Origin of the sequence: Methylocaldum sp., from assembly GCF_039794385.1 — a bacterium.
In the GTDB taxonomy this organism is placed as follows: domain Bacteria; phylum Pseudomonadota; class Gammaproteobacteria; order Methylococcales; family Methylococcaceae; genus Methylocaldum.
Map to the genome: position 1 here is coordinate 1 of NZ_JBDIVO010000012.1, position 12,916 is coordinate 12,916.

Annotated in this window: 11 protein-coding genes; all 11 read left to right on the plus strand. The window is 57.6% G+C overall.

Annotation, left to right across the window (positions count from 1 at the left end; translation table 11 throughout):
- Positions 1-1,319, plus strand: a 1,319-nt coding sequence (locus ABJK70_RS02180; RefSeq protein WP_347257322.1) for a type VI secretion IcmF C-terminal domain-containing protein, incomplete at its 5' end; no start/stop codon positions are given.
- Positions 1,316-2,848: a type VI secretion system-associated protein TagF gene (gene tagF, locus ABJK70_RS02185; RefSeq protein WP_347257323.1), complete on the plus strand. Its 1,533-nt coding sequence runs from the start codon at positions 1,316-1,318 to the stop codon at positions 2,846-2,848. The genes ABJK70_RS02180 and tagF, both read left to right, overlap by 4 nt.
- A 69-nt stretch (positions 2,849-2,917) precedes the next feature.
- Complete coding sequence (locus tag ABJK70_RS02190; protein ID WP_347257324.1) at positions 2,918-4,321, plus strand: autotransporter outer membrane beta-barrel domain-containing protein; 1,404 nt, start codon at positions 2,918-2,920, stop codon at positions 4,319-4,321.
- A 109-nt stretch (positions 4,322-4,430) separates the two neighbouring features.
- The gene (tssA, locus tag ABJK70_RS02195; RefSeq protein WP_347257325.1) at positions 4,431-5,483 is read left to right on the plus strand and encodes a type VI secretion system protein TssA; all 1,053 of its coding nucleotides are present in this window, start codon (positions 4,431-4,433) and stop codon (positions 5,481-5,483) included.
- 460 nt (positions 5,484-5,943) lie between these two features.
- Positions 5,944-6,474: a type VI secretion system contractile sheath small subunit gene (tssB, locus tag ABJK70_RS02200; RefSeq protein ID WP_077731009.1), complete on the plus strand. Its 531-nt coding sequence runs from the start codon at positions 5,944-5,946 to the stop codon at positions 6,472-6,474.
- A 3-nt stretch (positions 6,475-6,477) separates the two neighbouring features.
- The gene (tssC, locus tag ABJK70_RS02205; protein ID WP_077731010.1) at positions 6,478-7,974 is read left to right on the plus strand and encodes a type VI secretion system contractile sheath large subunit; all 1,497 of its coding nucleotides are present in this window, start codon (positions 6,478-6,480) and stop codon (positions 7,972-7,974) included.
- Positions 7,975-8,136: 162 nt separating this feature from the next.
- Positions 8,137-8,619: a type VI secretion system tube protein Hcp gene (locus tag ABJK70_RS02210; RefSeq protein ID WP_077731011.1), complete on the plus strand. Its 483-nt coding sequence runs from the start codon at positions 8,137-8,139 to the stop codon at positions 8,617-8,619.
- Positions 8,620-8,694: 75 nt separating this feature from the next.
- Complete coding sequence (locus tag ABJK70_RS02215) at positions 8,695-9,513, plus strand: type VI secretion system accessory protein TagJ (protein WP_347257326.1); 819 nt, start codon at positions 8,695-8,697, stop codon at positions 9,511-9,513.
- Positions 9,506-10,006 carry a type VI secretion system baseplate subunit TssE gene (gene tssE / locus ABJK70_RS02220; protein ID WP_077731013.1) on the plus strand — a complete coding sequence of 167 codons (501 nt, stop codon included), beginning with the start codon at positions 9,506-9,508 and terminating at the stop codon, positions 10,004-10,006. The genes ABJK70_RS02215 and tssE overlap by 8 nt, the downstream gene beginning before the upstream one ends.
- Positions 10,007-10,009: 3 nt before the next feature.
- Positions 10,010-11,887, plus strand: coding sequence for a type VI secretion system baseplate subunit TssF (gene tssF / locus ABJK70_RS02225; RefSeq protein WP_347257327.1), 1,878 nt, complete (start codon positions 10,010-10,012; stop codon positions 11,885-11,887).
- Positions 11,851-12,882: a type VI secretion system baseplate subunit TssG gene (tssG, locus tag ABJK70_RS02230; protein ID WP_156880901.1), complete on the plus strand. Its 1,032-nt coding sequence runs from the start codon at positions 11,851-11,853 to the stop codon at positions 12,880-12,882. The genes tssF and tssG overlap by 37 nt, the downstream gene beginning before the upstream one ends.
- Positions 12,883-12,916: the final 34 nt, after the last annotated feature.

Below are 12,916 nucleotides of genomic sequence, written 5' to 3' on the forward strand. Positions count from 1 at the left end.
TCAAGACACTTTATCTAGCCGATTACCAGAAGGCGTGGAGCGGTCTTCTAGATAGCATCAAGCTGCGCCGACCCAAGGACATCAATCAGACGATCGAGTGGCTGGACATATTGTCCCGCCCGACCACCCCGGTGCGTCCATTGCTCGAAGCCGTTGAAAAAAATACCTCGCTGACCAAGATCGCTTCGCTTACCGCACAGCTTCTGAACAAAGTTCCGGCTGTCGCCGAGGCGAAGGTCGACGACCGTACCCAGAAACTGCTGGATGCCGCGCGCCAGGTGGACGCCGGCAGCGCTCCGCAAGCCGACCCGGTTCAGAGCGTGGAGACTGCGTTCGAAGACCTCAGCTATCTGGTGCGGAGCAGCGCGGATCGGCCGGCGGCCCTGGATTCAACCCTGCAAACCGTGGCCTCTCTGCGGGATTACATGCTGCAAATCGGCAGCGCGGCTCTCAGCGGCGAACAGGCGCTGAAAAGTGCCTCCGGGCGAGTCGCGGGCAGTGGCGGAGACGTGCTGCTCCAGGCCAAGAGCGAATTCGGGCGCTTGCCGGAACCCTTGAAAAGCTGGTTTCTCTCGTTTCTGACGGTGGGCTGGAGGCAAACCCTGGCCGGAGCCAAGTCCGAATTGAACGGCATGCTCAAGACGGCGGTGGCCACTCCGTGCAAGGCCGCTTTCAGCGGTCGTTATCCGTTCGTGGGAGGCAGCTCGAAGGATGCGACGCTGATGGATTTTGCGAAATTCTTCGCGCCGAACGGCGCCCTGGATCAGTTTTTCCAATCCAATCTGAAGACCTTCGTCGACGTCAACCGCCCGGTGTGGACGGAAGTCGCCATGGACAACCAATCTCTGGGACTTTCGCCGGCGACCATCCGCCAATTTCAGAATGCCGCCGCCATTCGTTCCGCTTTTTTTTCCGCGGGGGGGCAAATGCCCGCGGTGTCGTTCGAACTCAAACCGATTTCTTTGGATGAGAACGTGGCGACTTTCCGCTTCAATCTGGAAGGGCAGGAGGTCGTTTATCGGCACGGCCCGGAACAAGTCACGCGGCTTCAGTGGCCGGGGCCGTCGGCCGGAGCCGGCGTTCGAGTCGTGTTCGAGGCCGTGGACGGAAGGCAGGTCAGCCGCTCGAAAGAGGGCAGTTGGGCTTTTTTCCGTCTGCTGGATGAGGCCGTGGTGCAACAGACCGAGCTTCCGGAGCGGTTCCTGGTCACGTTTAGAGTGGAGGGTTACAGCGCACGCTACGAGCTGCGCGCCGGCAGCGTGACGAATCCGTTCGGGCTCGCGGCGTTGAAGTCCTTCAGCTGCCCGGATGCTCTATGAATCGACTCGCTCAAGTCGGCTTTTACGGCAAATTGCCGGCTCTTGGAGATTTCGTCTCCCGGCGTCTTCCCCGGCATTTCATCGATCATTGGGATCAGTGGTTGCAGAGCGCCATAGCTGCCAGCCGGGAACAATTACGGGATTCGTGGCTGGATGTTTATCTGACCAGCCCGATTTGGCGTTTCGGGCTGAGTGCGGGCGTCTGCGGGAGTGACGCCTGGGCCGGCATTTTGATGCCCAGCGTGGACAAGGTCGGACGGTACTTTCCGTTGACCTTGGCGGTGCCCGTGGCCGAACCGCAGAACCTGCCTTTTTTGTTCCGCCGGGACTGCGGCTGGTTCGAGGATCTGGAAGCGCTGGCCTTGTCCGGGCTCGAAAATGATTTCGATCTCGCTGAATTCGATCGGGAGTTGGAGACATTGTCTCTGCCGGATTTCATGAAAAGCAGTTCGGGCATTAGCCGTTCTCAAAATCCGCGGGCGGGTAGATTCGCACTCCACTTCGAGATGGAAAACCTGAGTCAGGTATCTGACGTGCTTATGGGGCTCAGTGGATGTTTGCTCGACCGTTTTCTTCCGGCTCATAGCTTGTGGAGTACATCGGGATCGGAACACATCGAAGCCTCGTTCCTGGTCTGCGAAGGGTTGCCGCCGATAGACGCATTCGTCGCCCTGATGACTGGAAGCTGGGAGCAACGCGGATGGGCCATCAGTACCCGGCGCTTGCCCGATTTGCCGGCTCGGACCTCGGCTGAGCCGAAAAGCGCAGACGGAACCAGCCGACCTGCGTCACCGAAAAGCGGGCCGTCCGGACTTCGTCGCTGGCTTTCTCACGGCATCAGCGTGGTTGGCAAGCGGCGGAAAATCAACGAGGACGCATTCATCGAGCGTCCGGACATCGGCCTGTGGGCGGTGGCCGACGGCATGGGAGGACATCAGGCCGGCGATGTCGCGAGCCGTGCGATCGTCGAGGCATTGGCGGCTCTGCCCGCTACGTCCGATCTGGATGAGTCCGTAAAAAACGTCGAGTCGGCTCTGAAACGCGTGAACGACGAATTATGGGAACTGGCCCGCCAGAGTTCGACCGGTCAAATCATCGGCAGTACGGTCGTCGTGTTGTTGGCGATTGATGATCGATGCGCCTGCCTGTGGGCGGGCGATAGTCGGCTTTATCGCCATCGCGCGGGCCGATTGGAACAACTGACGCACGATCATTCGCCGGAGGGGGAGCTTTCCTGTTTCGAAATTCTGACGAATGAGAAACGGACCCAGCGGGAACGTAGCAACGTCATCACCCGCGCGGTCGGGGCGGACCCGGTGCTCGTGCTCGATATCATGACGTTCGACTTGACGGAGGGCGACGGGTTTCTGCTATGCAGCGACGGTTTGGATAAAGAAGCGGGACCGATCGAAATCGAAGAGATTTTGGAAGCCGGCGATTGCCGGGAGCGCGCGGAGTCCTTGATTGCGCTCGCTATGGATCGCGGCGCACGAGACAATGTGACCGTGATTGTCGTGCAGTCGCCTTGACAGGTTAAGACTGCGACGGCTAAAAGATAAAACAAAAAATAAGAAGACGAATAGCTTCCCGGGGGAGATATGTGGGAACTCACAGAGGAAAAGAACGTTCGGGCGACGATACCCGCACGTACTTCGATGATTCGTCGAGGACTGGTGTGGTCATGTACCATGTGCTGGATCTCGGCGGCAGCCGCGAATCCGTTGACGAGCGGAGCGACGCTGAACCAGACTCAAACCGACATGGCCAATGTCGCGTTCGACGCCTGTACTCAAAGAAACTCGCTGCTTTCCGAGGATTTCAGAGACCGCTGCGACGCTCTCGTTGGCGCCGCGATTTCCGCTTCGGATAGCCAGATTCCTACGGTCGGCTCCGAGCCGGTCGAAAATGCCCTTCAAATAGTCTCGCCGGAGCAAATTCTCCAGCACGGAACGACAGCCACCCGGGTAACTGCCGGCCAAGTGGCCCTGGTCGATTCGACCATAGGCGCGAGGCTCGCAACTTTGCGCACCGGCTTGGGCCTGGCCGGATTACAGATGTACCGAAACGGCTTGTCGGCGGATCGCGCCTATGCCGGTTTGGGCAATTCCTTCGCCACCGGAGGTGCGGCCGGCGACGGCTCGTTCAGTCCTCTCGGCGTCTGGATCAACGGTAATTATCATTTCGGCGACGTCGATTCCACCTTCGATCAAAAAGGCTTTCAGTTTAAAAACTTCGGTTTTACCGCCGGCGCCGATTACCGCTTTACCGACAATTTCATAGCGGGTCTCGCTTTCACCTACGCCCGCACCAACGCGAATTTCGACCGTTCCGCCGGAGGTACGGACAGTGATGCCTACACCGGATCCATTTATGGGTCGTTCTATGTGACGGAAGGGTTCCATATCGATGCGCTCGGTTCCTTCGGCGGCATCGATTACGAGACTACCCGGAACATCAGTTATACCTTGCCGGGGTTCGAGACCGTCAATGCTCAGGCTGTCGCTAATCCCGGCGGAACTCAATATTCCTTCAGTATCGGCGGAGGCTATGACTATTCGATAGCCGGGTTGACCCTAGCGCCCTATGCGCGAACGGAATACATCGGCCTGGATGTGGATGCCTATCGCGAGCGGCAGGGCAATGGTTGGGGGATGAGGTTCGACGAGCAGCACGTCCAGTCGCTCATTTCCACGGTGGGAAGCCAGATTTCGTACGCTTTCGGTTTACCCTGGGGCGTGATCACGCCCCAGCTGCGAGGCGAGTGGCATCATCAATTCAAGGATGACAAGCGGACAATCGGCGCCAGCTTCCTCGGCGATCCCGCCGCGCAGCAGTTTGCCGTCGTGACTCAAGGACCCGATCGGGATTATTACACCTTCGGCGCCGAGGTTTCGGGGGTATTTTCTCACGGCATTTCGGCATTTTTAGCCTATGATTTATTGCTGGGCTATCGCGATATCGAAAGTCACAAGTTTACCTTGGGAACTCGCGTCGAGTTCTAGCCGGAAAGTCCGCGTAAACGAGATCGAACAATAAATATTCTCGTGATCCTGGTTGAAAGCCGGAGTCGTCGAGACCAAACGAAAAAATGCTTGCGACGATCGGGGGATTATGGGCGAGCTAAACGTAGAAGCCTTTCTGACGGAAGTATCGCCGGATGCGCCTTGTGGGGAAGATCTTCAGTACGACAACGCATTCATCGCACTGGAGCAGAAAGCCAAAGGTACGCCGGAGCAACAGATCGGGGATCGGATCGAGCCGGCACAGCCGCCGAACTGGAAAGAAGTACGCCGAGACGCGATCGAATTGCTGGAGCGCACGCGCGACCTGCAAGTGATCCTCTATCTCATCCAGGCTCTTGTTCATACCGCCGGGCACCCGGGACTGCGCGACGGCCTGGCGCTTCTGGAAGGCATCGTCAGCAAGTTCTGGCCCGATCTATATCCGCTCCTCGATCCTGAAGACGACAACGATCCGACGCAGCGCGTCAACATCCTGATGGGATTATGCGACTTCGAGTCGGTATTGCGCCCGGTCGCGCTTGCGCCTCTGGTTGAGTCGCGTGCGCTCGGACGCTTTAGTCTGCGGGACGTGCAAATCGCGACCGGAAAGTTGCCACCGCCCAGCGACGGAAGCTCCTCGCCCGAGATTGCAACCATCAATGCAGCGTTCATGGACGCCGACCCGGAGGTTCTGGCGTCGACCCGCGAGGCGGTTGTCTCGAGTTTGGAAAGCATCAAGGCCATCGAAAGTTTCGTAACGGATCAGGTCGGTGTCGGCGATGCGCCGAACTTGGCTCCGTTGAGGGACTTGCTCAAAGAAGCACAGCATGTGCTCGGAGAGTATGCGGAGGAAGGCGGCGCTAGCGACGCGCAGCCCGAATCCGAGGGTGAAGGGGCGTCCGCGCACGATTCGGCCGCCAGACCATCTGCGGCTCGGCCGGGGGAAATCGGCAGCCGCCAGGATGTGATCAAGACCCTGGATTTGATTTGCGACTATTACGCTCGATGCGAACCCTCCAGCCCGATTCCCTTGCTGCTGAAGCGAGCCAAGCGTCTGGTTTTTATGGATTTCATCGAGATCGTCAAAGACCTGGCTCCGGACGGCCTTTCGCAGGTGGAGTTCATCAGGGGGCGTGACCAGTCCGAAGACGGCCAGTATTAGAGCAAATAACGAAAGCGTGAGCCCTACACTGATTCATAAATTGGCGACGCAATCGCCGTTCCTTCTCATCCGGTTAGTCATAACCGTCGATCGCCCGGATGTCAAAAATACGATATGCCGTAACAGATACGAAATATCGCAATATTGTTTTGCTTGAACTGGGTGAGTTTGATGGCTCGAATTATTGCCAATGTGAACAAAAGCGATTCAAAACAGTGTGTTGGTCTATTTCGATGGAGAGATATTGATGGTTGGCATCGTTATTGAACTCGTTTGGTTACACTGGTCGATGATGTCGTTACTAAGGAATGAGCGAAGTGGGGTGGTAGACATGCCACGATAACCGGTGCGCTGGGGCGCGATTTCGAAGCTGCAAGCGATTTTATCGATCGAATAAAGCCCCACGTAACCATGAAAATGTGAGATTGCTGTAGTTCTATAGCCTAAGAGGAGATTTGCCGTGGCAGAAAGTAGCCAGAAATTTATAGCTCGAAATCGCGCACCGCGCGTACAGATCGAATACGACGTGGAAGTTTACGGTGCGGAAAAGAAGGTCCAGCTTCCTTTTGTAATGGGCGTCATGTCGGATCTCTCCGGCAAACCGACAGAGCCGCTGCCCCCGGTTGCGGATCGGAAACTGCTGGAAATAGATGTCGATAACTTCAACGAACGGCTCAAGGCCATGAAGCCGCGGGTTGCGTTTCAGGTGCCCAACACCCTCACCGGCGAAGGAAGCCTCAGCGTCGATATCACTTTCGAAAGCATGGACGATTTTTCGCCGGCGGCGGTTGCCAGGAAAGTCGAGGGCCTGAACAAGCTGCTCGAAGCACGCAGCCAGTTGGCCAACCTGATCACCTACATGGACGGAAAGACAGGCGCCGAGGAGCTCATCGCTAAGGTAATAAACGACCCGACATTATTGCAGGCACTCGCCTCGGCTCCGAAGCCGGCGGACGAAGCCGCTGCGGACTCTTCGAGCAGCGAGGGATAAGCCATGGCTGAATTAGAAACCCAAACCTCAGCTCAGGGCGCCGAGCAGCTCGGCGAGCTTGGTGATTTTACGAGCCTCTTGAACAAAGAGTTCAAGCCGAAATCCGACCGAGCCAAAGAGGCGGTCGAGTCGGCGGTGACCACTCTGGCGGAATTCGTCCTTAAAGACGTATCCAAGGTCTCCGAGGACGCCGTCAAGACCATCCAGTCCATCATCGCCGAAATAGATCGCAAGCTCACCGAGCAGGTGAATGCGATCATGCATCACGAGGACTTCCAGCAATTGGAAAGCGCGTGGCGCGGCTTGCAGTATCTGGTAAACAATACCGAGACCGATGAGATGCTCAAGATTCGCGTCTTGAACATCTCGAAGAAAGAGCTCGGAAAAACCCTGAAGAAATTCAAGGGAACTTCCTGGGATCAAAGCCCGATCTTCAAGAAGCTTTACGAGGAAGAGTACGGGCAGTTCGGCGGCGAACCCGTCGGCTGTATCGTGGCCGACTACTATTTCGACCACTCTCCGCCGGATGTCGAACTGCTGGGGGAGATGGCGAAAGTCTGCGCGGCTGCGCATGCACCTTTCATCGCAGCGGCGGCACCGACCGTGATGCAGATGGATTCATGGAACGAGCTGGCCAACCCGCGCGACCTCACGAAGATTTTTCTGACTCCGGAGTACGCGGCGTGGCGCTCGCTACGCGAGTCGGACGACTCCCGTTATATCGGCTTGGCCATGCCGAGATTCCTGGCTCGGTTGCCTTACGGGGCGAAAACCTGTCCGGTCGAGGAATTCGATTTCGAAGAGGAAACCGAGGCGGCAGACAGCCGAAAGTATGTCTGGGCCAACTCGGCCTATGCGATGGCCGTCAATATCAATCGATCCTTCAAGCTTTACGGCTGGTGTTCGAGAATCCGCGGCGTGGAATCGGGCGGCGCTGTGGAAGGGTTGCCGGTGCATACCTTCCCGACCGACGACGGCGGCGTGGACATGAAGTGTCCGACCGAGATCGCGATCAGCGACCGGCGTGAAGCGGAGTTGGCGAAGAACGGCTTCATGCCTCTGATTCACAAGAAAAATTCCGATTTTGCGGCGTTCATCGGCGCGCAATCGCTCCAGAAACCGGCCGAATACGACGACCCCGACGCGACGGCCAACGCCAATCTGGCGGCGCGGCTGCCCTACCTGTTCGCCACCTGCCGGTTTGCCCACTACCTGAAGTGCATCGTCAGGGACAAGATCGGTTCGTTCAAGGAGCGGGACGACATGCAGAAATGGCTGCAAAGCTGGATTTACAACTATGTCGACCCGAATCCGGCCATGTCCGACGACATCGACAAGGCGCGCAAGCCTCTCGCGGCGGCCGAGGTAATCGTGGAAGAGGTGGAGGGCAATCCAGGCTATTACACGTCGAAATTCTTCTTGCGGCCGCACTACCAGCTGGAGGGGCTAACCGTTTCGCTGCGTTTGGTGTCCAAACTACCCTCCGTGAAAGGCGGCTAGCAGATCGAGTCGAAGAGCTGGCAACTAGGGGAATTTGGAGGTGACGATATGAGATGACACGGCAAACTCACATTGCCCAACGGAGCCGGACGGAGTGTATTCCATCCATGTTTGATCAAGTTTTAATCAACCAACAAGTACCAATAAGTAAAGGAGAAGACCATGGCAGTCGACATGTTCATTAAGATCGACCCGATTAAAGGGGAATCCAGAGACGATAAGCATAAAGAAGAGATCGACGTTCTGGCTTGGAGCTGGGGCATGTCCAACAGTGGCACCACCCATATGGGAAGCGGCGGCGGAGCGGGTAAAGCCAACGTGCAGGATCTGAGCTTTACGAAATATATCGATAAGGCGAGCCCGGACTTAATGTTGAGCTGCTGCAACGGCAAACATTTCGACAAGGCCGTGCTGGTGGTTCGGAAAGCCGGCGAAAAGCCGGTGGAATACCTGACCATTACCATGGAGGAAGTCCTGATCACCTCGGTTTCTACGGGCGGCTCCGGCGGCGAGGACCGCTTGACCGAGAACGTCACGCTCAATTTCGCCAAGGTCAAGGTGAAATACATAGAACAGACCGAAAAGGGCGCGGAGGGCGCCAAGCCGGAGATGGGCTGGAATATTGCTGCGAACGTAAAACAATAAGTTTGCGCGGTATTTTTCGGCAGTGCCCGCCGCTGAGCGGGCACTATTCATCCCCTCAATTTCTCCCATCCGCCTATGTCAACCATCGCTGCTGAAGAAAGTCTTCGGGAAGGCCGCCTGGAAGATGCGCTAGCGCAACTCCAGGACCAGGTCCGCCAGAATCCTGCCGAAGCGAAGTACCGGATTTTTCTCTTCCAGTTGTTGGCCCTAATGGGGCGCTGGGAGCGTGCTCTCACGCAGTTGAGCGTGTGCGGCGATCTGGATGCGGCCAATCTCGCAATGGTGCAGACCTATCGCGAAGCCATACGATGTGAAGTCCTTCGCGAGAAAGTTTTCCGCGGGGAGATTTCTCCGCTGATCTTCGGCAAGCCCGAGCGATGGATCGCGCTTCTGATAGAAGCATGCAAATGCGCCGCGCAGGGAGATTATCCGATGGCGATCCAGTTCCGGGATCAGGGTTTCGAATCGGCGCCGGGGACGTCCGGTACCATCGACGGGAAGCCGTTCGAATGGGTGGCGGATAGCGATAGCCGTCTGGGACCGGTTGTGGAAGCCATAGTCAACGGTCGCTACTACTGGATACCTTTTTGCCGGATTGCCCGCATCGAACTCGATCCACCCAGTGACCTTCGAGATTTAGTCTGGCTTCCCGCACAATTCACCTGGGCCAACGGCGGTTCTGCCGTGGGTCTGATTCCTTCCCGTTATCCCGACTCGGAAAAAGCCGATGACGTAGCGATTCGCATGGCCCGGAGAACCGAATGGCAAGAGCCGGTCGAGGGCTACTCGCTGGGCATGGGACAACGCGTATTGGTAACGAACGAGGGCGACTTCTCGCTGTTCGATGTTCGAGAAATTGCGATGAATACGGACACGATCGAAAACGATGGCTGATCTCACGCCGAAGGAACGCCTGCAGCCGTCGCTGCTGGATCGCCTTACCGACGACGAACCGGACAAACAACAGGAGTCCCGCGACCAGCGGGTGATGAATATACGGAATTTGCGCCACAGCGTATTGCGCGACTTGGCGTGGTTGCTGAATACCACCGCCATGGAGTCGCTAGTAGATTTGGAAAAATATCCTTTCGTGGAGCGTTCGGTATTGAATTTCGGTATCCCGGCCCTGGCCGGCACCCCTCTCTCCGGTGCCGACCTTCCGGCGATCGAACGAAAGGTCAAACAGGCTATTCTCGACTTCGAACCGCGCATCCTGGCGGATTCGGTGAGGGTGAAGGTCGCCGCCTCGGACAGTATGAATCTCAAGGCCATGACGTTCACCATCGAAGGTGATCTGTGGGCTCAGCCGCTTCCCTTGCATCTTTACATCCGCACCGAAATCGATCTCGATACCGGCTATGCGCGGGTCAGCGATTTGAACGGATAGACTATGGACCCTCGATTGCTTCAGTACTACAACCGCGAGCTGCAGCACATTCGGGAGGTGGGTGCCGAGTTCGCCAAAGAGTTTCCGAAGATTGCGGGCCGGCTGGGGCTGGACGAGTTCGAGTGTTCCGATCCGTACGTCGAGCGCCTGCTCGAGGGGTTTGCGTTTCTCGCGGCGCGGGTTCAACTCAAAATCGACGCCGAATTTCCGCGTTTAACCCAACATCTTCTCGAGGTCGTTTATCCGCATTATCTCTCGCCAACACCCTCGATGGCCGTGGTGCAACTCCAGCCCGATCTTTCCGAGGGCGCGCTGGCCGAGGGATTCTTGGTGCCGCGCGCGACCTCGCTCAGAAGTCAAATCGGCAAAGGTGAGCAAACCGCCTGCGAATATCGGACCGCTCATGACGTCACGCTATGGCCCCTGCAACTGGTGGAAGCGCAATACCTCGCCACGCCCAGCGCAGTCGCCAATTTGGGCGTGCCGACCAAACCCGGCGTGAAGGCCGGTTTACGTCTTTGTCTCCGGACCAGCGCGGGTCTGCACTTCAATCAGCTCAAGCTGGACCGGTTGCCGATTTTCTTGCGCGGTACCGGCGAACTGCCGTTCCGTCTTTACGAGCAATTGCTTGCCGACACGCTTGCGTTGGCGGTCCAACCCGCATCGCGGCCATCGGAATGGGTCGAGATCATCGACCGGACGCCGATATCGCGGCTGGGATTCGGCGATGATGAAGCCTTGTTGCCGTTTGGTCCGCGCTCGTTTCAGGGCTACAGGCTGCTGCAGGAATATTTCGCGTTTCCGGAGCGCTATCTGTTCGTCGGGTTGAACGGCTTACAAAAGGCCGTCAGTCGTTGTGACGGCACCGAGCTCGAGGTCATCGCCCTGTTCAAGCGCGCCGAGCCTCATCTCGTCAACGCCGTCGATGCCGGCAATTTCTCGCTGTTCTGCACGCCGGCGATCAATTTGTTTCCGAAACGCACCGATCGTATTCACTTGACCCATTTCGTGCCGCACTATCATGTCGTGCCGGATCGAACGCGACCGATGGATTACGAGGTCTATGGCGTCAGCGAAGTGACCGGTTACGGCGCCACGCCGTCCGATGAACGGGAGTTCTTGCCGTTCTACGGGTCCAGGAGCGGTTATCGGCGGCGCGACGAGAACGCCTATTACACGCTGCATCGTGAAAAGCGCGTGTTGTCGTCCAAGCAGCGCCGGCAGGGGATGCGCTCCAGCTATATCGGCAGCGAAGTTTTCATCTCGCTGGTCGATGCGGCCGAAGCGCCGTATCGCGGGGATCTGAAACAATTGGGCATGGAAACGCTCTGCACGAATCGCGATTTGCCCCTGCTGATGCCCGTCGGCATGGGCGCTACCGATTTTACCTTGCAGACCGGCGCTCCGGTGCAAGCGATACGGTGTTTGGCCGGTCCGACCAAGCCGAGGCCTTCGTCCGCCGACGGCGAAATGGCGTGGCGTCTGATCAATCATCTGTCGCTCAACTACCTGACGCTGACGGATAGCAGCGAGACCGAAGGTGCGGCGGCGCTTCGCGAGTTGCTCGCCCTTTATGCGGATCCGAATGATGCGACGGTACGCCGTCAAATCGAGGGCGTTCTGTCGATCGGATCCAAGAACGTGGTTCGTCGGGTGGATGCTGCCGGTCCCATTGTATTCGGGCGCGGTTTGGAGATTGCCGTCGAGTTTGACGAATCCGCATTCGAGGGCTCCGGCTGCTTTCTTCTGGGGGCCGTTCTCGAACAATTCTTCGCCCGTTATGTATCGTTGAATTCGTTCGCTGAAACGTCGGTAAGGACGGCGGAACGAGGGGAGATCATGCGATGGCCGCTACGTATCGGGCAGCGACACACGATCTGATCGAGCTCCTTCGCCGCGAGCCCTATCGCTTCGACTTCTTCGAGGCATTGCGGCTGATCGAGTGCCATTACGCGGACAAGCCGAGATTGGGGAAATCGGTTAAAGCCACTGATGATCCGATTCGGTTGAGTCAACAGCCGGAACTCGAGTTTGCGCCGTCGACCCTGGCTTCGTTCGCATCCGGCGCGGACGGTTTTCCGCCGCGTCTGTCGGCGCGTTTTCTTGGGCTGTTCGGACCCAACGGACCCATGCCCCTGCATTTGACCGAGTACGCCCGCGAGCGGGTCCGGCATCATGGCGATCATACGTTTTCGCGTTTCGCGGATGTGTTTCACCACCGGATGCTGTGCCTGTTTTATCGGGCTTGGGCCAATGCCCAGCCTACGGTGTGCCACGATCGCCCCGAATCGGATCGCTTTGCGGCTTATTTGGGCTCCTTTTTCGGGATCGGTGTTCCGTCCGTTCAAAATCGGGACGCCATGCCGGATCGGGCTAAGCTTTACTTTACCGGTCTCTTGGCCGGACAAACCAAGCATCCCGAGGGTCTGCGCGCACTCATCGGCGATTTTTTCGGGATCAGCGTTAGCTTGCGGGAATTCGTCGGCGAATGGATGGAGATCGCGACGCACGAACAGTCCCGGCTTGGAGTTTCGCCCTGCAGTGGGTCCTTGGGGTTGTCCGTAGTCGTGGGCGCCAGGGTTTGGGGTTGCCAGCATAAGTTCCGAATCGTGCTGGGCCCGATGGGAATCGATCGATATCGGGCGCTGCTGCCGGGCGGCGAAAGTTTGGTCGAGTTGATCGCCATCGTACGCAATTACGCCGGGGACGAACTGGTTTGGGATCTGAATCTGGTTCTTCGATATCAGGAAGTCCCATCTTTGCGACTGGACGGCGGCGCGCAACTGGGCTGGACAAGCTGGCTGGGGACGAGACAAGAAGAAAAAGACGCGGACGAGTTGATGCTGAATCCGTTTTTTCGGTGCTCGGCGCTTTGATTCGCCTGCCTGTACAGAGTTGAATTTTCTAAAC

Bases quoted from the DNA above. Each gene is read 5' to 3' on its own strand.
- tssF (WP_347257327.1), top strand. From the start codon at position 10,010: ATGGACCCTCGATTGCTTCAGTACTACAACCGCGAGCTGCAGCACATT.
- ABJK70_RS02190 (WP_347257324.1), top strand. From the start codon at position 2,918: ATGTGGGAACTCACAGAGGAAAAGAACGTTCGGGCGACGATACCCGCA.
- tssC (WP_077731010.1), top strand. From the start codon at position 6,478: ATGGCTGAATTAGAAACCCAAACCTCAGCTCAGGGCGCCGAGCAGCTC.
- ABJK70_RS02215 (WP_347257326.1), top strand. From the start codon at position 8,695: ATGTCAACCATCGCTGCTGAAGAAAGTCTTCGGGAAGGCCGCCTGGAA.
- tssG (WP_156880901.1), top strand. From the start codon at position 11,851: ATGGCCGCTACGTATCGGGCAGCGACACACGATCTGATCGAGCTCCTT.
- tagF (WP_347257323.1), top strand. From the start codon at position 1,316: ATGAATCGACTCGCTCAAGTCGGCTTTTACGGCAAATTGCCGGCTCTT.
- tssA (WP_347257325.1), top strand. From the start codon at position 4,431: ATGGGCGAGCTAAACGTAGAAGCCTTTCTGACGGAAGTATCGCCGGAT.
- tssE (WP_077731013.1), top strand. From the start codon at position 9,506: ATGGCTGATCTCACGCCGAAGGAACGCCTGCAGCCGTCGCTGCTGGAT.
- ABJK70_RS02210 (WP_077731011.1), top strand. From the start codon at position 8,137: ATGGCAGTCGACATGTTCATTAAGATCGACCCGATTAAAGGGGAATCC.